Source organism: Agrococcus beijingensis, from assembly GCF_030758955.1.
GTDB classification, from domain to species: Bacteria; Actinomycetota; Actinomycetes; order Actinomycetales; family Microbacteriaceae; genus Agrococcus; species Agrococcus beijingensis.
The window spans coordinates 486,992-504,976 of record NZ_CP132360.1 but is presented as its reverse complement, the minus strand read 5'-3'; the positions used below and the strand labels follow the sequence as shown (position 1 = coordinate 504,976).

The following is a 17,985-nucleotide window of genomic DNA, read 5'->3' as shown; positions in this document are numbered from 1 at the left end:
AGCCCCGCCCCTCCTTCGTCTCAGCCGATCAGCTGCAGGAGCGCAGCCAGGCGACGCCTGCCGAGAGCGACGGCTCGCCGCCGAGCAGCGTGACCGAGGCCGGCTGCAGGCGCTCGAGCTCGGTCAGCACGCGCTCCGGCACGCAGCCGGGCTGGCTGATGAGGAGCGGCGCGCCCTGCGCACCCGCGACCGCGCTGCCCGCGAGGGCATCGGGGAAGTTCAGGCCGGAGGCGAGGTAGGCGCCGTTGGGTGCCGCGTCGAACGCCGACATGGTGACGATGGCGCTGGTGACGAACCGGTCGGAGCCGCCGAGGCGACGCACGCTGAAGCCCTCGTCGACCAGCTGGCCGGCGACCGACGACGGCACCGCGTTGATGTCGCCGACGATGCGCACCGCACCGATGCCGAGGCCGTCGAGCACGTCGACCGTGGCAGCCGGCACCGCGAAGCGGGGGTCGACCAGCACGAGCGGCATGTCGAGGTGACCCGCCGCGGCTCCGGCCGACAGCGCGTCCGGGAAGCGCAGGCCGGTGGTGATGTAGGCACCGGCAGCCGACTCGAACGCGTACTCGGCGACCATCAGGCTGGTGTCGAAGCGGTCGTCGCCCGCGAGGCGGTCGACCGTGGTGACCGTCTCGATGGCGGCGATCGCGTCGGCGACGTCGGCACCGACCGACGGCTCGCCGCCGACGATCACGACGCGCTCGGCGCCGAGGCGCGCGATCTCGCCCACCACCGAGTCGGCGACCGAGTCACGGCGCACCAGGAGCAGCGGGCCGCCCTCGTGCGCAGCCGCCGGGCCGGCGGTCAGCGCGTCGGGCCAGACCTCGCCGCTGGCGACGTAGACCACGTCAGCACCCGCCTGGTAGGCCGACTCGGAGATGTCGACCGCCGTCTCGAAGCGGTCGGCGCCCGCGATGCGCGAGGTCGGCGCAGCGACCTCGAGCTGGAACGGGATCTCCGAGCCGTTGGTGGCCCGCACGGTGTAGGTCTGCAGCGCGGGGCTGGCGACGTCGGTCGCCGGCGTCGACGGCGTGAAGGTCACGGTCGCCGAGGTCGCGGTGGCGCCGGCGACGACGTCGCCCGAGCCCACAACGGCGCCTGTCTCATCGAGGATCTCGACGGTCTCGGAGGCGACCGCACCGAGCGAGCGGATGCGGTCGATGAGATTGACCTCGACCGTCAGCTCGGTGCCGGCGGTCACCGGAGCGTCGGGCAGGCCGACCACGTCGACGTGGCGCACGGTGTAATCGGGAGCGAGCCCAGGGTTGGCGGCCAGGTAGGCCAGCAGCGCGTCCTGGTCGACGAGTCCGGAGTCGCGCTCATCGGTGCCCTCGCCGAAGCTCCAGAAGTTGTCACCCGCGTTCGAGCCCATCACGCCGATCAGGAACGACGAGCTCGCGACGCGGATCTCCTGGTCGGGCGTGACGAACGCGCCGTCGATCGCGATGTCGCTGACGCGGTCGTCGATCGGTCGGGTCGGGTCGGAGGTGTAGGTGACGTTGTCGCTGAGGCCCAGCTGCAGGTAGGTGCGGCCGCTCGTGAACGGCACGCCGTCGATGCTGCGCTGCCACTGCTCCTCGAGCACGGCGTCGAGCTCGGCGCCGGTGAGCGTGATCGACCACAGGTTGTTGATGAACGGCAGCATGGTGTTGGCCTCGGCGAGGCGAACGACACCGGGCTCGGTCTCGGGCGCCGTCGGCTCGTAGAGGAAGCTGTCGCGCACGCCGCCCGGGTTGACGATGCCGATCTCGGCGGCGCCGCGCGCCTCGCTGGCGAGCTGGTCGCGGTACATGTTCGCGACCATCTGCGCCGAGGTCGACTCCTCGCTGCGGTTGCCGTTGGAGAGCGCCGGCACGGTGATCGGGCCCGAGATGGTGCCGACCTCGACGTTGCCGATCACGGCCGCCTCGGCCACTGCGGCGTCGACGATCGTCTTGACCTCGGCCGCGCGCGGGTAGGAGGCCGCCAGGTCGGCGGCAGGCAGGGTCGTGCGGGTGTGGTTCGCGAGCACCTCGACGGTCGCGTCGCCGGTGGCGCGGTCGACGGCGAGCACGACCTGGCCCACCAGGTTGGAGTACTCGTTCGACTGCACGATCGGTCGCGTCTCGCCCGGGGCGCCCGGAACGGGCGCCATCCACGAATAGGTCCGGTGCGTGTGGCCGTTGAAGATCACGTCGACGTCGGCCGACAGCGAGTTGACCATGTCGCCGAAGGCGCCGCTGGCGGCCGCGTCCGGCGCGAGGGTGGCCTCCTGCTCGGCCTGGGGCGCGTTCGGCGCGAGCGTCAGCTGCGAGCCGTCGTGGATCTCGGCGACGATCACATCGGCCTCGCCGTTGGCGGCGTCGCCATCGGTGAGCTCTGCGGCGACCGCGTTGACGGCCGTGACGGGGTCGCCGAACTCGACGCCGACCACGCCGGAGCCGTCGACCAGGCTGGGCGTCTGCTGCGTGACGGCGCCGATGACGCCGACCGTGATGCCGTCGATCTCGAACGTCTCGAAGGCGGGGCCGATGGGCGCGCCGTTGAGGGTGACGTTCGCGGAGAGGTAGGGGAAGTCGGCGAGCGCGTCGACCCGGCCCGTGAGGTCGTCGACGCCCTGGTCGAACTCGTGGTTGCCGACCGCGGCGGCGTCGACGCCGATCGCGTTCAGCACCTCGAGCGTCGGCTCGTCGTCCTGCGACGCCGAGACGAAGTTCGATGCGCCGATGCTGTCGCCGCCCGAGAGCAGCAGGCTCGAGGTCGGGTAGTCGGCCCGCAGCTGCTCGATGGTGCCGGCGAACTGCACTGTGGTGTTCGCATCGAGGCGGCCGTGGAAGTCGTTGAAGTGGAGCAGGTTGACGACCGCGGTGGTCGCGGGGTCGACGACGATGGGAGCGGCGACGGCGGCCGTCGGGGCGACGAGCAGCCCGACGCCGACGGCACAGGCGGCTCCCGCCGCTGCAGTGCGCTTGAAGTGCTTGATCACAGGTTCTCCGTTGCAAGGGATCGGACGGCGCAAAGGGCACGCCATTCGCGAGCCTAGGCAAAGCCTGTGACGTGCGCGACCCCCAACTGTGACGCGGAGGTGAACATCGGGTGCTCGGCACCCCGGCGCACGCGAAGAGGGGGCCCCGTGGGACCCCCTCCTCGACCGAGCGACGCTACGCCCCTGCGGGCTCCAGCTCGTTGGCGTTCGCCTCCGGGCTCGTGTGCGTGAAGACGAACTCGTCGTCGACGAAGTCGACCATGACGTGCTCCCCCGCACCCAGCTCGCCGTGCAGGATCTTCTCGCTCAGCACATCCTCGATCTCGTGCTGCACCGCGCGGCGCAGCGGCCGGGCGCCGAGCGCCGGGTCGTGACCGATGTGGATGAGGCGCTTCTTGGCCGCCTCGCTGAGCTCGATCGTCATGTCGCGGTCGAGCAGGCGCTCGCGCAGGCGGTTGATGAAGAGGTCGACGATCTGCAGCAGCTCGGGCGGCGAGAGCTGCGGGAAGACGATCGTCTCGTCGACGCGGTTGAGGAACTCGGGCTTGAAGTTCTTCTTGAGCTCCTCGCGCACCTTGGCGCGCATCCGGTCGTAGTCGCCCTCGTTCGAGCCCTCGAGCACGAAGCCGACCGGTCCGCCGGCGATGTCCTTCGTGCCGAGGTTGGTCGTCATGATGATGACCGTGTTCTTGAAGTCGACCACGCGGCCCTGGCCGTCGGTGAGACGACCCTCCTCGAGGATCTGGAGCAGCGAGTTGAAGATGTCGTTGTGCGCCTTCTCGATCTCGTCGAACAGCACGACCGAGAACGGCTTGCGCCGCACCTTCTCGGTGAGCTGGCCGCCCTCCTCGAAGCCGACGAACCCGGGAGGGGCGCCGAACAGGCGCGAGACGGTGTGCTTCTCGCTGTACTCCGACATGTCGAGCGCGATCAGGGCGTCCTCGTCGTCGAAGAGGAACTCCGCGAGCGCCTTGGCGAGCTCGGTCTTGCCGACGCCCGTGGGGCCGGCGAAGATGAACGAGCCCGAGGGGCGGCGCGGGTCCTTGAGGCCGGCGCGCTGACGACGGATCGTCTTGGCCAGCACGCTGACGGCCTCCTCCTGGCCGATGACGCGCTGGTGCAGCGCCTGCTCCATGAAGACGAGCCGAGCCGACTCCTCCTCGGTGAGCTTGAAGACCGGGATGCCGGTGGCGTTCGCCAGCACCTCGGCGATCACGCCCTCGTCGAGCACGCCGGTGGGGCCGCCGTTGCCGCTGCGCCACTGCTTCTCGAGGCGCAGCCGCTCGCCGAGCAGCTCCTTCTCCTCGTCGCGCAGTCGTGCGGCCGCCTCGAAGTCCTGCCCCTCGATGGCGCCCTCCTTGCGGTGGCGCACGTCGGCGATGCGGTCGTCGAACTCGCGCAGCTCGGGGGGTGCCGAGAGGATCGACAGGCGCAGGCGGGCGCCGCCCTCGTCGATCAGGTCGATCGCCTTGTCGGGCAGGAAGCGATCCTGCACGTAGCGGTCGGCGAGGTTCGCGGCGGCGACGAGCGCGCCGTCGGTGATCGTCACCTTGTGGTGCGACTCGTAGCGGTCGCGCAGGCCCTTGAGGATGTTGATCGTGTGGGCGACCGACGGCTCGTTGACCTGGATGGGCTGGAAGCGGCGCTCGAGGGCGGCATCCTTCTCGAAGTGCTTGCGGTACTCGTCGAGCGTGGTGGCGCCGATGGTCTGCAGCTCGCCGCGGGCGAGCAGCGGCTTCAGGATGTTGGCGGCGTCGATCGCGCCCTCGGCGGCGCCGGCGCCGACGAGCGTGTGGATCTCGTCGATGAAGGTGATGATGTCGCCGCGGGTGCGGATCTCCTTCGTCACCTTCTTGAGGCGCTCCTCGAAGTCGCCGCGGTAGCGGCTGCCCGCGATCAGCGAGCCGAGGTCGAGCGTGTAGACCTGCTTGTCCTTGAGCGTCTCGGGCACCTCGCCCTTGACGATGGCCTGCGCGAGGCCCTCGACGACGGCCGTCTTGCCGACGCCGGGCTCACCGATCAGCACCGGGTTGTTCTTGGAGCGGCGGGAGAGGATTTGCATGACCCGCTCGATCTCCTTCTCGCGCCCGATGACGGGGTCGAGCTTGCCGTCGCGCGCCGCCTGCGTGAGGTTGCGCCCGAACTGGTCGAGGATCTGCGAGCCCTTGGCGTCGGTCTGCTGGGTCTGGTCGCCGCCGACCGTGGTCGACTCCTTGCCCTGGTAGCCCGCGAGCAGCTGGTTGACCGTCTGGCGCACGCGGTTGAGGTCGGCGCCGAGCTTCACGAGCACCTGGGCGGCGACGCCCTCGCCCTCGCGGATCAGGCCGAGCAGCACGTGCTCCGTGCCGATGTAGTTGTGGCCGAGCTGCAGCGCCTCGCGCAGGCTCAGCTCGAGCACCTTCTTGGCGCGCGGCGTGAACGGGATGTGGCCCGTCGTCTGCTGGCTGCCGGTGCCGATCATGTCCTGCACCTGGGCGCGCACGGCATCGAGCGAGATGCCGAGCTGCTCGAGCGCCTTGGCAGCGACGCCGTCGCCCTCGTGGATGAGGCCGAGCAGGATGTGCTCCGTGCCGATGTAGTTGTGGTTGAGCAGCTTCGCCTCTTCTTGAGCGAGCACCACGACTCGGCGAGCGCGGTCGGTGAACCTCTCGAACATCGCTGCCTCCCTTCCTTGTTCCACGAGCGTAGCCGCGCGACTTCGTCGCCGCGGCCGTGTTCGCTGTCGGCGCGACGGGGGCGCGGATGCGTGGTGACCGTCATGTGCGGATGTCCCTTGACGCACGTATCGAGGTTCGATAACTTCACGACAATCGATAACACCGAAGGAGCCTGCGATGACCATCTCCCCCACCCTCGGCCTCACTCGCACCGACCGCATCGTGCTCCGCATCCTGCAGATCGGCGGCTGGGCCGGTGCGGCCCTCACCGCGATCGGCGGGCTCTTCACGACCGTCATGCACGCCATGGGCGGCGGCGCGGCGCGCCTGACGACGCAGGCGACGGTGCCGCCCTCGGGCGGGTCGGTCGACGTGCTCTCGATGCAGACGGTCGAGTCGGTGCTGCGCGTCGAGGGCCAGCCCGCGCACCTCACCGCCGCCATGGTGGCGGCACTGGGCGTGCGTGCGGCGGGCCTCGCGCTCGTGCTGATCGGCATCGCGCTGCTGGCCGGTCGCCTGCTGCGCGGGCGGGCGCTGCTGCAGGCGGCGCAGGTGCCGCTCGGCCTCGTGCTCGTCGGCGTCGCTGGTGCCCCGGTCGTCGCGGATGCGCTCGAGGGCTGGGTGAGCATGGCCACTTGGGATGCCATGGGAAACGCGAGCGGCTTCGGCGCCGTCGCCGCGTTCAGCCCGATGGCGATCTTCCTCGGCCTCGCGGTCGGGGCGCTGATGATCGTCTTCCGCATCGCCGGGCGCCTCGAGCAGGATGCGCAGGGCCTCGTCTAGTGCCGGCCGAGGAGGACCTCTCGCGGCTGCACTGCCGACTCGACGAGCTGCTCGAGGCCAAGGGGATGACGCTCACCGCCCTCGCCGAGGCGGTGGGCGTCAGCCTCGTCAACCTCTCGGTGCTGAAGAACGACCGGGCTCGGGCCATCCGCTTCTCGACCCTGATCGCCATCTGCGACGCGCTCGACTGCCAGCCCGGCGACCTGTTCACGGTCGACGCCCATCGAACTGAGGGCTGACCTCGGTAGCCTCATGGGGACAGACGCGAGGAGCAAGGTGACCGATCAGTACGGCCAGCAGGTGCCGGTTCCGCAGCCCTTCGGGCAGCCGCAGCACGAGCAGCAGCCCTACGGGCAGCGCCAAGACGGGCAGCAGCCCACGGGGTACGGCCAGCCTTCCTACGGCCAGCAGCCGCCCGGCTACACCCAGCCCGCGTACGGCCAGCCCGCGTACGGCCAGCCCGCGTACGGCCAGCAGCCCACATACGGCTACGCCCCGTACGGCCAGCCGCTGCCGCCCGCGCCGAAGCGCCCCGCGCTGCTGCCCGCGGCGCTGCCGATGTCGGGCCTCGCCCACGCGCAGGTCCTCCGGCCGCTCGAGCGCCGCGTCGGCCGCTGGTTCATCGCCTGGGCGATCGCGGCCGGATTCTTCGCCCTCGGCCAGCTCCTGTCGATCGCGCTGCTGCTGCCCGGCATCATCGAGTTCTCGTCGACGATCGACCCGCTGGACGCGCAGGCCGGCGATGCCGACTTCGCCAGCGAGATGATCGCGGCGACGGTCGGCACGCCGCTCGGCATGGTCGCGGTCAACCTGGCGTGGGCGGTCATGATCCCCGGCGTGATCGTGGCGCTGGCGGCGTTCGGCAAGCGTGCGGCCGGCTTCGCGTCGAGCGTCGTGGGCCGCTGGCGCTGGTCGGCGGTCGGCCGCGCGGCGATCCTGATCCTGCCCATCTTCGCCGTCTACATCGGTGCGTCGCTGGCGATGGACCCGACGGTCGAGTGGCAGTGGGATCCCAACTGGGGCCTGGTCATCGCGGTGCTGCTGACGACGCCGCTGCAGTCCACGGGCGAGGAGTTCACCTTCCGCGGCCTGCTGCCGCAGCTGATGGGCGGCTGGCTGCGCCACCGCTACGTGCCGGTGCTCGTCATGCTGCTGCCGGTGCTGCTGGTGATGGCGCTGCAGCCGGCCACCTGGTGGCTCTCGCTGCTGGCGCTCGCCTCCGCAGCCCTCGGGCCGTGGCTGCTGCGCGGGCCCCTCGGCAACGCCATCTGGACCGGAGCCGCGACCGGCCTGCTCTTCGGCGCGATGCATACGCATCCGTCGATCGCGGCGACCCTGCAGCTGTCGCTGGTGGGCTTCGCCTGCTCGATGCTGACCTACCGCACCGGCGGGCTCGAGGCCGCGTCGGTGCTGCACACGGCCAACAACGTCTTCATCATGGTGCCGCTCGCGCTCACCGGCACATCGGCGTTCGCCTCCGCGCAGCCGGTCGCGGGCGAGGACTGGCTGTCGTTCGCCATCACGCTGGTGGCGCTGACCGCCGCCTACGCGGCCGTGCACTTCGGGATGCGACGGGCGCAGCGGTCGACCGAGGGCACGCCGGCCGCCGACCTGCTCGAGCCGCGGCCCGCGCTCCCGATGCCGCAGCCGGTCGCCGTGGCCTGACGGGTCGCTAGGCCCGGGAGCGGTCGTCGGTGGGGTGCTCGCCCTGCGGCGGTGACGCATCCGCGTCAGCGCCGTGCCCATCCCCCGGGTGCGCGGCGCCGGGCGGCTGGGCCTCGACGGGGGCGGATGCGTCGCCTGCGGCGGGCGCGCCCGTCGCGCGGGTGCGCGGCGGGAGCCCGGCCTTGGCGCGCTCCTCGGCCTCGATCGCGTCGTAGGAGCTGCGGGCGTTGCGATCGCCGCGGATGATCAGCCGCAGGACCATCCAGAAGATGAGACCGAGCACGATCGTCGGGATCAGCGAGAAGATCGCGTTCCCCCACCAGCTCTCAGGCATGGGCCCAGTCTACCCCGCGCCGGGCGAGCGGCTCACGGGGCGAGCAGGGACCGCACCCGCTCGCGACCGATCGCGAGCAGCAGCGTCGGGATGCGCGGGCCGGTCTCGCGGCCGACCAGCAGCCGGTAGAGCAGCGCGAAGAACGCGCGCTGCGCGGCCGAGAGCTCCTTGTCGCCCTTCACCAGCGCGTCGGGCTCGAGGCCTCGCTGCACCTTCGCGACGCCGTAGGCCTGGTTGGTGAGCCCGTCGAGCGTCCATGCCTCCTCGATCGGCGGCAGCCCCATGCCGCCGTCGACGAGCAGCCGCAGCGCGTCGCGCTCGGTCTCGGTGAGCGCCTCGAGCGCCTCGCGGTCGGGGCTGTCGCGCACGACCGTGTGCTCCTCGGCCGGCATGTGCGTCGCGACCCACGCCTCCACCCGGTCGAGGCGCGGGCGCAGCGGCTCGAGGTCGGTGATCGGGTCGTCGGCGTCGAGGCCGCTCAGGATGCGCAGGATCTGCGCCTCGTCGCCGAAGGTGAGGTCGACGACCGAGGCGAGGGTGCGGTAGGCGACGCGGCGCGGGGTCTCGGGCAGCCGCTCGTGCGCGGAGGCGGTGGCTCGTTCGAGCGCCGCGAGCTCCGCCTCGCCCGCCGTGCCGGCCGCGGCCTTCCGCAGCAGCGCATCCCACTCGTCGTAGGTGCGCTGCAGCTCGGAGCCGAAAGCGACGTCGAACGACTGGTTCATGCGGCGGCGGGCGTAGAGCCAGCGCAGCACCGGCGCCTCCATGACCGCCAGCGCGTCGGCGGGCACGGGTGCGCCGCCGCGCGAGGAGGACATCTTGGCGACGCCGCCGAAGCCGACGAACGCGTACATCGGGCCGAGCGGCCGCTGCCAGCCGAAGACCGGCGCCAGCTCGAGGCCCACCTGGAACGACGAGCCGGGCGACTGGTGGTCAACGCCCGAGGGCTCGAAGACCACCTTCTCGAAGGCCCAGCGCATCGGCCAGTCGACCTTCCACACCAGCTTGCCCGACCGGAACTCGCGCAGCAGCACCGTCTCGCGGTGGCCGCACTGGCACGAGTAGGTCATCTCGGTCGAGTCGTCGTCGTACGCCTCGATGGTCGTGAGGTCCTTGCCGCAGCTCGTGCAGTAGGGCTTGTACGGGTAGTACTCGGTGCCGCCCGAGCCGTCGTCCTCGCTGGCGGCACCGGAGGAGGCGTCGAGGGCGGCCTGCAGCGCCTCGTCCTCGTCCTTCGCGGCGGGCAGCGTGCGGTACTGCGCGAGGATCGCGTCGATCTCGGGGCGGTGGCGCATCGCGTGCAGGATCTGCTCGGTGTAGGCGCCCGCCCGGTACTGCTCCGTCTGGCTGATGCCGCGGTAGCGGATGCCGACCTCGGCGAACGAGGCCTCCGCCTGGGCGCGGAAGTGCGCGGCCCAGCTCTGCTCGGCGCTGCCGGGCGGGGCGGGCACGCTGGTCAGCGGCTTGCCGATGTGCTCGGCCCACGTCTCGTCGACCCCCTCGATGCCCGCGGGCACCTTGCGGAACCGGTCGTAGTCGTCCCAGCTGAAGATGTGCTCGGCGTCGATCCCGCGCCGCTGCAGCTCGTCGACGACGAGGTGCGGGCTCATCACCTCGCGGAAGTTGCCCAGGTGGATGGGGCCCGACGGCGAGATGCCGGATGCGGCGACCGGTCGGGTGCCGCGGGCGGCGGCCTCGGCGATCACCTCGTCGGCCAGGCGCGAGACCCAGTCGGCGCGCTCGTGCTCGGAAGTGCGGTCTGCGGGCGTCTCGGTCACGACGTCCGATCCTACCGGCGCCGACGCATCCGCCACCTCGTCCTCACCGACGGGCTGCGATCGACGAGCGGGCGGATGCGGCCGTCAGGGAACGCTGTAGATCGCGTTGTCGATGAGGCGCACGCCGCCGACGCGCGCCGCGACCAGCACCTGCACGGGGCCGTGGTGGGCGTCGTTCGCGAACGCGAAGGTGCGCGGGTCGACGATCGCGAGGTAGTCGAGCTGCACGCCGGTGTCGTCCTGCAGCACGCCCTGCGCCGCCGCGAGCATCGCCTCGACGCCGCGGTCGGCGTTCGCGCCGGCGGCCTCGAGCGCGCGCCAGAGGGCGAGCGCGTCGCGGCGCTCGCCGGTCTGCAGCATGCGGTTGCGGCTCGACAGGGCGAGGCCGTCGGGCTCGCGCACGGTGGGCACGCCGACGATCGCGAGCGGCAGGTTCAGGTCGCGCACCATGCGGCGCACGAGGAACAGCTGCTGGCCGTCCTTCTCGCCGAAGACGGCGACGTCGGGCTGCACGATCGAGAACAGCTTGGTGACGACCGTCAGCACGCCGTCGTAGTGGCCGGGGCGGCTGCGGCCCTCGAGCACGGTGCCCAGGTGACCGGCGGAGACGATCGTGGCGCTGCGGCCGCCGTCGGGGAACATCTCGCCGACCGTCGGCATGAAGACGGCGCCGATGCCGAGCGCGGCGAGCGCGTCGATGTCGGCGTCGGGCGTGCGCGGGTAGCGGTCGAGATCCTCGTGCGGTCCGAACTGCATCGGGTTGACGAAGATCGACGCGATCACCAGGTCGGCGTGCTCGGTGGCGGTGCGCACGAGCTCGACATGCCCGGCGTGCAGCGCGCCCATGGTCGGCACGAGCGCGATCCGCTTGCCCTCGGCGCGCGCGCTCGCCACCAGCTCGCGCACCGCCTCGATCGTCGTGAGGGTGCGGATGCTCTGGCCTGCCTGGGGCTGCATGGTCACCAAGCCTAGGGTCGCGTCGTGCACCGCGGCGCCACGTGCGCGTCGCCCGGGCGATCGCTCAGGGCTCGATGGGCGGGTCGGGGTAGCGCGCGAGCGCCGACTCGACCGCGGTGCGGACGACGCCGCCGATGACGCGCGAAGGCCGCTCGACGCCGATCTCGTGCAGCTGCCGCAGCGCCTGCGCGACGATGCCCTCGGCGAAGTCGCGCGCGGCCGCGACCGCCTCGGCGTAGGCCGGGCGGTCGGCCTCGTCGACGACGATCGGCTCGGCGCCCATCTCGACCGCGAGCGCCTGGCCGATCGGCAGCACCGGCGCGGCCGCGGTGACCGCGACGGTCGACTCGAGCAGCCGGGTCAGGTCGAGCGAGGTGCCCGTGAACGTCATCGCGGGGTGCAGGGCGATGGGGATCGCGCCGCGCTCGGCGGCGGGCCGCAGCACCGCGGTGCCGTGCTCTGCGGCGGTGTGCACGACGATCTGCCCCGGCTGCCAGGCGCCGGTGGCGGCGAGGCCGGCGACCAGGCCGGGCAGCTCGTCGGTCGGCACCGCCAGGATCACCAGCTCGGAGCGCTCGACGATCGTGGGGATGTCGAGCACGCGGGCGCCCGGCAGCACGGCCTCGATGCGATCGACCGCATCGTCGCCGGTGGCGTCGATGCCGACGATCGCGTGGCCGGCGCCCGCGAGCGCGGCACCCAGCACCGGGCCGACGCGGCCCGCACCGATGATGCCGACGCCGAGCCGGCCCGGCTTCGCGCGCTCGCTCACGGCTGCTGGCGCGGCGGCTGCCAGCGCGGGTCGTGCTGCGGCGGCGCGGCCTGCTCGGCCGGCTGCTGCGGGGCTTGGCCCTGCCACGGCTGCTGCGGGGCTTGGCCCTGCCACGGCTGCTGCTGCGGCTGACCCTGCCACTGCTGCTGCCGGGGCTGCGGCCAGGGCTGCTGCGTCGGCGGCTGCGCCGGCCACGGCTGCTGCACGGCAGGCTGCTGCGGCGCGCCCGACCGCTGCGGCCAGGACGGCTGCTGCGGCCACGCCTGCTGCTGCGGCTGCACGCCGGGCTGCGGCACCGGCATCAGGCCGTCCTGCACCGCGGGCGCGGTCTCGAGCACCGCGTGACGCGACAGCGACGCCGCCCACGACTCCGACGCATCCCGGTCGATGCCGACCTTGACCGTGCGCATCGCGTGCTCGAAGAGCGTCTGCGCGTCGCGCTGATCGATCGCGCCCAGCCCCGGCGAAAGCACCGTGTCGGGCACGTGGAACTGCACGTGCGCCAGCCGCGCCATGCCGTAGATCGGCCCCTGCTGGATCGCGACAGACTGCACGCGCGCCTGCGGCACGATCTGCAGCGACCGCCAGATGCGGCCGCGGCGCAGCAGGAACGCGGCGTCGTGCACGTGGAAGCCGTTGCGGCGCAGCGAGAACCAGCGGAACGCCCGCGCGCGCGGCGGGCTCGTGACGAACGCGTCGGGCGCCTGCCCGAGCAGCCCCTGGTCGACCAGCGGCGAGTGCGCGAGCTCCGGCAGCACCAGGCCCACGACGGTGCGCACGTCGCGCAGGTCGCCCACCGGCAGCAGGAAGCTCGCCATCTGGTTGCGCTGCGCGTCGCCGGAGGTGCCGTCGCTCTTCTTGCTGCCCGCCCGCGTCACGGTCACCTGCCACCAGCCGAACGGCCGCCACAGCAGCGGCTGCTTGATCTGCAGCGCGAAGATGCGCCCGGGCGGGATGACGTCGGTGGTCGTCGAGGCGAGTCCATAGGCGAGGCGGATGCCGTCGGGCGTCGCCGCGATCGAGTAGCGCAGCTTGGCGCCCAGCGAGCGCATGGCGCCCGCGAGCGCCGCGACCGCCGCCGGCAGCAGCGCGAAGACCGCCCAGAACTGCGCGAAGCCGACGATGAGCACGAGCGTGCCGACCAGGTAGAGCAGACCCCAGACGATCCAGCCGTCGAGCAGCGACGAGAGCGCGATGCGCTGCGCCGGGATCCGCACGAGCGAGTCGGGCGCGAGGAACGCGATCTCGGCGTCCGGACGCAGGAGCTCGTCGACGACGCCGTGGCCGCCTGCCGCCTCGCGCTCGGCCGCGAGCCGCTGGGCGTCTGCCGCCGACCTGCCCGACGCGCGGTTCATGATCTCGTACCGCAGCGCATCCGCCACCGACGAGCTCAGGTAGTTGAGGTCGACGTTCGAGTCGGCGCCGGCCTGCTGGATCTCGAACTTGCACGCGCCCAGCAGGCGCGCGAACCACGGCTTCTGCACGTTGATCGCCTGGATGCGGGCGAGCGGCGCGCGCCGGTGCTTCTTGACCAGGATGCCCTGCTCGACCTCGACCGCGTCGCCGGTGATGCGGAACCGGTGCACCCGCCAGGCGGCGTAGAACAGCGCGATGCAGAGCAGCACGAAGCCGATCACGCCCAGCGTCACCCACAGCAGCTGATCGAGCAGGAAGTCGCCGAAGGGGTCGTCGCCGAAGTCGCCCTCGAACGAGTCGGGCACGAACGTGGCGATCAGCCGGTCGCGGAAGACCGAGAACAGGATGCCGAGGAAGATGATGAGCGCCAGGCCGCCGCGCAGCAGCGGCGTGGCCGGGTGCAGCCGGTGCCACTCCCCGTCGACGAGCTCGATCGCCTTCGCGCGCGCCTGCCGGGCCGCGCCGGGCGCGCTGGGCGGCGGGAAGCCCTGCTGCGGCCCGAACCCAGGCTGCGGCCCGAACCCAGGCTGCGGCCCGAACCCAGGCTGCGGCCCGAGCCCAGGCTGCGGCGCGAAGCCCTGCTGCGGCGCGGGCCCAGGCGGCTGCGCGGGGGCGGGCGGATGCGTCGGCACGGGCCCCGCCTGCCAGCCCGGCGACGGCTGCGGCTGCTGGCCGGCCCAGCCGGGCGGCGGAGCCTGGGGGCGCGGGGCGTCGGTCACAGGCCGGCCCGTCGCGATTCGGAGACCGCGACCAGGCGGTCGCGCAGCTCCTCGGCCGAGGAGCCCGGCATGCCGGGGATGGTGATGGCGCTGGACGCGGCCGCGGTGACGAACTTCAACGACTTGAGCCCGAACATCCGCTCGATCGGCCCCTGCGTGATGTCGACGATCTGCATGCGGCCGTACGGCACCGCGACGAAGCGACGGAAGAGCATGCCGCGGCGCACCAGCAGGTCGTCGGGGCGCTGCAGGTAGCCGATCGTGCGGGTGCGCAGGAACGCGAAGACGACGGCGAGGATCGCGAACAGCCCCGCGGCGGCGAGCGGCAGCCACCCCCACCACGGCAGCGAGCTGTCGTTGGCGAACCAGATCGGGATCGTCGCGCCGGCGGCGACGATCGCCCACCCGATGACGGAGCCGATCGACTCGACGATCGCGTAGCGCATGCTGATGCGCTGCCACTCCCCGGCGACGTCCAGGCGCTCGGCCACGGTTCCTCCTGCTCGCCGGCGCGCCGGCGGTGTCGATGCTCCGGCGGTTCGCATCCGGCGCTGTCCAGGCTAGCCCGGGGAGGCTGACGGCGCGGTCTGGGATACTCGATTCGTGAAGCCAGAGACCGAGAAGCGCAAGAAGCACGTCGGCCGCTGGATCTCCGTCGGCATCGTCGGCGTCGTGGTCCTGGCCCTGCTCGCCGCCATCGGGTGGTACTTCCTGCGGGTGAACCCCTCGCTGCAGCAGGTCGAGACCATCGAGACCGCGTTCCCCGACGAGTCGCTGCGGCCGACGGTCGCGCCGGTCGAGGGCAACGCCAACGCCCCCGTCAACATCCTGCTGCTGGGCAGCGACTCGCGCGCCAGCGACGGCTCGCTGCTGACGGGCCTGGGCGACCGCGCCGACACGATCCTCGTCGCGCACATCCCGCCCGACCGCGAGACGGTGCAGATCATGTCGATCATGCGCGACTCGTGGGTCGAGATCCCCGGGCACCCGGGCCTGCGCAAGGTGAACTCGGCGCTCGCGCTGGGCGGCGTGCCGCTCATGGTGCAGACCGTGGAGGGCATCATCGACCAGCGCCTCGACCACGTCGCGGTGATCGACTTCGAGGGCTTCAAGGATCTGACCACGGCGCTGGGAGGCGTCACCCTGCAGAACGACATCGCCTTCTCGGAGGGCGCCTTCTCCTACCCGGCCGGGCAGATCACGGTCGACGGCGACGAGGCGCTCGCCTACGTGCGCGCCCGCTACCCCTTCAGCGACGGCGACTACCAGCGCGCCCACAACCAGCGGGCGCTGCTGCGGGGTGCGATCGAGCAGCTGATGACGCGCGAGAACCTGACCAACCCCGACCGGTTGGCGACCCTCTTCGCGACGATCTCGCCGCACATCGCCACGACCGACACCTTCTCGCTGCCGGTCGTCTACGACCTCGCATCGCAGATGGCGCAGCTCGACTCCTCGCGCATCCAGACCTTCACGATGCCGACGCTCGGCACCGGCATGGAGGGCTCGCAGTCGGTCGTCTACGTCAACTGGGAGGGGGTCGAAGCCATCCGCACGGCGTTCGACGAGGAGTCGATGAGCGGCTTCGCACCAGCCCCCGAGCGGTAGCGCGCTGGAGCTATGGCGAGGGGTCCTTTCGGACCTCTCGCGCGACGCCAGCGCCGACGCCCGTCCCGGGCGTCGGGCACGCGCCCCTTCCACCGAGCCGCCATGCGGTGCGGATGCGTCAGGCCGGCCCGGGCGCGGAGGCCGTCGGCACGGTCTCCTCGTCGTCGGGCGGCAGCACGCACCAGTGCTCGGCGAGGAGTCCGGCGACGAGCTGCACGAGGGCGCCGGCTGCGGCGACGCCCAGGGCGAGCAGCGTCTCGCCGATCACGACGCTGCGGCTGGCGAAGAACGCCAGCCCGCCGAGCGCCGCGCCCGCGACGATGGCGCCGACGAGCGACGACGCCTTGGCGAGGCCGAGCACGCTCGTGGCGTGCCGGTAGTCGATGCGCCGCCTGCCGCGCGCGGCCTGCCGCACGGGCCACGCGAGCAGCAGCAGCACGGTCGCCAGCAGCACGAGCGCCGGGCCGAGCGTCAGGGGTGCGACGAATGCCGCGCGGCCGCTCGTGACCAGCATCGCCTCGACGATCCACGCGCCCGACGCGGAGCCGACGAGCAGCAGCGCGATCGTGAGCGCGCTGGTGCGCTTCACGCGAGCTTCCAGGCGTCGCCGTCGACGTAGTCGGCCAGCTCGGCGATCGAGCCGTGCTCGGGCAGGGTCGCGCCCGGGTCGACCTCGATCCACGGCTGCAGCACGAACTGCCGCTCGTGGGCGCGAGGGTGCGGCAGGGTGAGCCGCTCGTCGTCGAGCACCAGGTCGCCGATCGCGACGATGTCGATGTCGATGGTGCGCGCCGCGTAGCGCTCCGCGGCCGGCCCTGCGGTGCGGTCGCGGCCGAGCGCGACCTCCACCGCCTGCGTCGCGTCGAGCAGGTCGAGCGGCTCGAGCACGGTACCGATGATCGCGACGACGTTGACGTAGTCGGGTTGCAGCCCCTCGCCGTCCGGGTGCCAGGAGGGCGACTCCCACGCGCTCGAGCGCTCGAGCACGCGGATGCCGTCGATCGCCTCGAGCGCCCGCAGCGCTGCGCCGATCGTCGCGACCCGGTCGCCGAGGTTCGAGCCGAGCGACAGCACCGCGCGCCGCTCGAGGGCGAGCCTCATCGGCGGCGAGCCCGGCGGTGCACCGTGACGGCGACATCGCCGAAGGGCACGCCGATCGGTGCGCTGGGCTTGTGGACCGTGACGGATGCGTGCCGCACGCGCGGGTGCGAGAGGCAGACGTCGGCGAGCCGCTCGGCCAGCGTCTCGATGAGGTCGACCGGATCGCCCGCGACCGTCGCCGCGAGCTGCTCGGCGAGCTCGCCGTAGTGCACCGTGCCGGCCACGTCGTCGTCGCGGATGGCGTCGGTCGCGTCGATCTCGAGGCGCACGTCGACGACGAACGCCTGGCCGTCCCTGCGCTCCTCGGGCAGCACGCCGTGGTGGCCGAACGCGCGGACGCCGGTGAGCTCGATCGCAGCGAGGCGCGGCTGGCTCGCCGCCGCGTCGAGGTCGATCCGCCAGTCGGGCTCGCCCGCGCGCTCGGCGACCGCCTGGTTCGTGCGCTCGAGCGCGCGCAGCGCGGCGACGGTCGAGGCCACGTCGTGCACACGCACGGCAGCGGCGCCGAACTGGCCCGCCAGCAGCGAGGTGGCGGCGGTGGCGGCATCCCGCTCCGCCGCGGGGGCGCCATCCGGCACGAGCTCGCCGAGGAACCGCTTGCGGCTCGTGCCGACGAGCACTGGCGCGCCGAGCGACTGCACCTCGCCCAGCCCGGCGAGCAGCCGCCAGTTGTCGTCGGCGCCCTTCGAGAAGCCGAAGCCGGGGTCGAGGATGATGCGCTCGAGCGGGATGCCCGCCGCGACGGCGGCATCGACGCGGCCTTTGAGGTGGCGGCGCACGTCGCGCGCGACGTCGTCGTACTCTGTGTCGAGCGTCACGTCGATGCCGCGGGAGTGCATCAGCACCACGCGGGCACCGGTCTCGGCGACCGCCGCCAGCATGTCGGGGTCGTGCTCCCCCGCCGTCACGTCGTTGACGATCTCGGCGCCGGCCGCCACCACGGCGCGGGCGGTGGAGGCGTGGACGGTGTCGACCGAGACGCGGATGCCCTCGCGCGCGAGCTCGCGCACGACCGGCAGGATCCGGGCCTGCTCCTCCGCGGGGTCGAGCGGCGTCGCACCGGGCCGGGTCGATTCGCCGCCGACGTCGATCACGTCGGCGCCCTGCGCGCGCATCCGTCGCGCGTGCGCGATCGCCGCGCCGGCGTCGACGTAGCGGCCGCCGTCGCTGAACGAGTCGGGGGTGACGTTGAGGATGCCCCACACCTCGACGCGGTGCTGCTCGGCCACC

At 72.5% G+C, this 17,985-nt stretch carries 15 protein-coding genes; 4 read left to right on the top strand and 11 right to left on the bottom strand.

All coding sequences use genetic code 11. The features are described 5' to 3' along the window. Positions 1-28: 28 nt before the first annotated feature. Positions 29-2,968: a cell wall-binding repeat-containing protein gene (locus tag Q9250_RS02310; protein WP_306232962.1), complete on the bottom strand. Its 2,940-nt coding sequence runs from the start codon at positions 2,966-2,968 to the stop codon at positions 29-31. Positions 2,969-3,143: 175 nt separating this feature from the next. After that, positions 3,144-5,624, bottom strand: coding sequence for an ATP-dependent Clp protease ATP-binding subunit (locus Q9250_RS02305; RefSeq protein WP_306232961.1), 2,481 nt, complete (start codon positions 5,622-5,624; stop codon positions 3,144-3,146). Between the two features lie 178 nt (positions 5,625-5,802). Here Q9250_RS02305 and Q9250_RS02300 point away from each other — a divergent pair, with 178 nt between their 5' ends. Genes Q9250_RS02300 through Q9250_RS02290 form a run of 3 tightly spaced genes read left to right on the top strand, consistent with a single transcriptional unit; the run spans position 5,803 to position 8,073 of the window. After that, the gene (locus tag Q9250_RS02300; protein WP_306232960.1) at positions 5,803-6,408 is read left to right on the top strand and encodes a hypothetical protein; all 606 of its coding nucleotides are present in this window, start codon (positions 5,803-5,805) and stop codon (positions 6,406-6,408) included. Continuing rightward, positions 6,408-6,647, top strand: coding sequence for a helix-turn-helix domain-containing protein (locus tag Q9250_RS02295; protein ID WP_306232959.1), 240 nt, complete (start codon positions 6,408-6,410; stop codon positions 6,645-6,647). Before Q9250_RS02300 ends, Q9250_RS02295 begins: the two co-directional genes overlap by 1 nt. 37 nt (positions 6,648-6,684) lie before the next feature. Beyond that, complete coding sequence (locus Q9250_RS02290) at positions 6,685-8,073, top strand: type II CAAX endopeptidase family protein (protein WP_306232958.1); 1,389 nt, start codon at positions 6,685-6,687, stop codon at positions 8,071-8,073. Between the two features lie 7 nt (positions 8,074-8,080). Here Q9250_RS02290 and Q9250_RS02285 read toward each other — a convergent pair whose 3' ends face one another. The 6 genes from Q9250_RS02285 to Q9250_RS02260 all read right to left on the bottom strand — a co-directional run bounded on the left by Q9250_RS02285 (position 8,081) and on the right by Q9250_RS02260 (position 14,537). After that, positions 8,081-8,407, bottom strand: coding sequence for a hypothetical protein (locus Q9250_RS02285; RefSeq protein ID WP_306232957.1), 327 nt, complete (start codon positions 8,405-8,407; stop codon positions 8,081-8,083). Between the two features lie 32 nt (positions 8,408-8,439). Next, the gene (locus Q9250_RS02280) at positions 8,440-10,182 is read right to left on the bottom strand and encodes a lysine--tRNA ligase (RefSeq protein ID WP_306232956.1); all 1,743 of its coding nucleotides are present in this window, start codon (positions 10,180-10,182) and stop codon (positions 8,440-8,442) included. An 84-nt stretch (positions 10,183-10,266) separates the two neighbouring features. Next, positions 10,267-11,139: a pantoate--beta-alanine ligase gene (gene panC, locus Q9250_RS02275; protein WP_306232955.1), complete on the bottom strand. Its 873-nt coding sequence runs from the start codon at positions 11,137-11,139 to the stop codon at positions 10,267-10,269. 64 nt (positions 11,140-11,203) lie between these two features. Then, positions 11,204-11,911, bottom strand: coding sequence for a DUF2520 domain-containing protein (locus Q9250_RS02270; protein ID WP_306232954.1), 708 nt, complete (start codon positions 11,909-11,911; stop codon positions 11,204-11,206). Further along, positions 11,908-14,046, bottom strand: coding sequence for a PH domain-containing protein (locus tag Q9250_RS02265; protein WP_306232953.1), 2,139 nt, complete (start codon positions 14,044-14,046; stop codon positions 11,908-11,910). The genes Q9250_RS02270 and Q9250_RS02265 overlap by 4 nt, the downstream gene beginning before the upstream one ends. Next, complete coding sequence (locus Q9250_RS02260) at positions 14,043-14,537, bottom strand: PH domain-containing protein (protein WP_306232952.1); 495 nt, start codon at positions 14,535-14,537, stop codon at positions 14,043-14,045. Before Q9250_RS02260 ends, Q9250_RS02265 begins: the two co-directional genes overlap by 4 nt. Positions 14,538-14,649: 112 nt before the next feature. Between Q9250_RS02260 and Q9250_RS02255 the strand changes: the two genes are divergently transcribed. After that, complete coding sequence (locus tag Q9250_RS02255) at positions 14,650-15,654, top strand: LCP family protein (protein WP_306232951.1); 1,005 nt, start codon at positions 14,650-14,652, stop codon at positions 15,652-15,654. 118 nt (positions 15,655-15,772) lie between these two features. On the opposite strand, the gene Q9250_RS02250 is transcribed toward Q9250_RS02255, so the two are convergent. The 3 genes from Q9250_RS02250 to folP are packed head-to-tail and all read right to left on the bottom strand — an operon-like array spanning position 15,773 to position 17,984. After that, positions 15,773-16,243, bottom strand: a complete 471-nt coding sequence (locus tag Q9250_RS02250; protein ID WP_306232950.1) for a DUF3180 family protein — start codon at positions 16,241-16,243, stop codon at positions 15,773-15,775. Continuing rightward, a complete protein-coding gene (gene folK, locus Q9250_RS02245) occupies positions 16,240-16,755 on the bottom strand; it encodes a 2-amino-4-hydroxy-6-hydroxymethyldihydropteridine diphosphokinase (protein ID WP_306232949.1) in 516 nt (171 codons plus the stop codon). The genes Q9250_RS02250 and folK overlap by 4 nt, the downstream gene beginning before the upstream one ends. Further along, entirely contained in the window at positions 16,752-17,984 is a 1,233-nt protein-coding gene (gene folP, locus Q9250_RS02240; RefSeq protein ID WP_306232948.1) for a dihydropteroate synthase, read from the bottom strand. Before folP ends, folK begins: the two co-directional genes overlap by 4 nt. Position 17,985: the final 1 nt, after the last annotated feature.

Bases quoted from the DNA above. Each gene is read 5' to 3' on its own strand.
- Q9250_RS02300 (WP_306232960.1), top strand. From the start codon at position 5,803: ATGACCATCTCCCCCACCCTCGGCCTCACTCGCACCGACCGCATCGTG.
- Q9250_RS02305 (WP_306232961.1), bottom strand. From the start codon at position 5,624: ATGTTCGAGAGGTTCACCGACCGCGCTCGCCGAGTCGTGGTGCTCGCT.
- Q9250_RS02285 (WP_306232957.1), bottom strand. From the start codon at position 8,407: ATGCCTGAGAGCTGGTGGGGGAACGCGATCTTCTCGCTGATCCCGACG.
- panC (WP_306232955.1), bottom strand. From the start codon at position 11,139: ATGCAGCCCCAGGCAGGCCAGAGCATCCGCACCCTCACGACGATCGAG.
- folK (WP_306232949.1), bottom strand. From the start codon at position 16,755: ATGAGGCTCGCCCTCGAGCGGCGCGCGGTGCTGTCGCTCGGCTCGAAC.